The sequence below is a fragment of the Salinarimonas soli genome, from assembly GCF_008386575.1.
GTDB lineage: Bacteria > Pseudomonadota > Alphaproteobacteria > Rhizobiales > Beijerinckiaceae > Salinarimonas_A > Salinarimonas_A soli.
Window position 1 is genome coordinate 1 of sequence record NZ_VUOA01000225.1, and the last position, 413, is coordinate 413.

The following is a 413-nucleotide window of genomic DNA, read 5'->3' on the forward strand; positions in this document are numbered from 1 at the left end:
GCGGTGTGAACTGCGTCATCTAACTCCAAGTCTTCTGTATATCTTTTTTCAAGGAAAGTTTTTCCATTATTAAAGTTCTTTCCCATAGCTGTGGCTTTCCATGCAAAATAGGCTCCGGAGGGGTCACACTGGAACAGGTAAGGACGTCCTTCTTCCCAGCCACAGATCAATAGAGGTACCCCAAAGGGTCGGACACCACCCGACTGAGTGTACTCCTGCATGACTGTAGCTACTCGTTGCACTAATTGCGCAGTCGGGATAGGCTCATGATACATCAAGAAGTACTGCTGGGCCATCTTCCTTGCTTGAGTCACCAGTAAACGATAGTCTGCTGCGTACGGGGTATTCACAGAAAAAAAGATATGTATCGGGAGTATCGACATAACAATGTAGGCGTCATCGATCGCTAATCC

Annotated in this window: 1 protein-coding gene; it reads right to left on the bottom strand. The window is 47.0% G+C overall.

Features of this window, described 5'->3' with window-relative positions:
• The coding region (locus F0L46_RS27900; RefSeq protein ID WP_210247712.1) for an Ntn hydrolase family protein at nt 1-296 on the bottom strand (296 nt) is incomplete at its 3' end.
• Between the last annotated feature and the right edge of the window lie 117 nt (nt 297-413).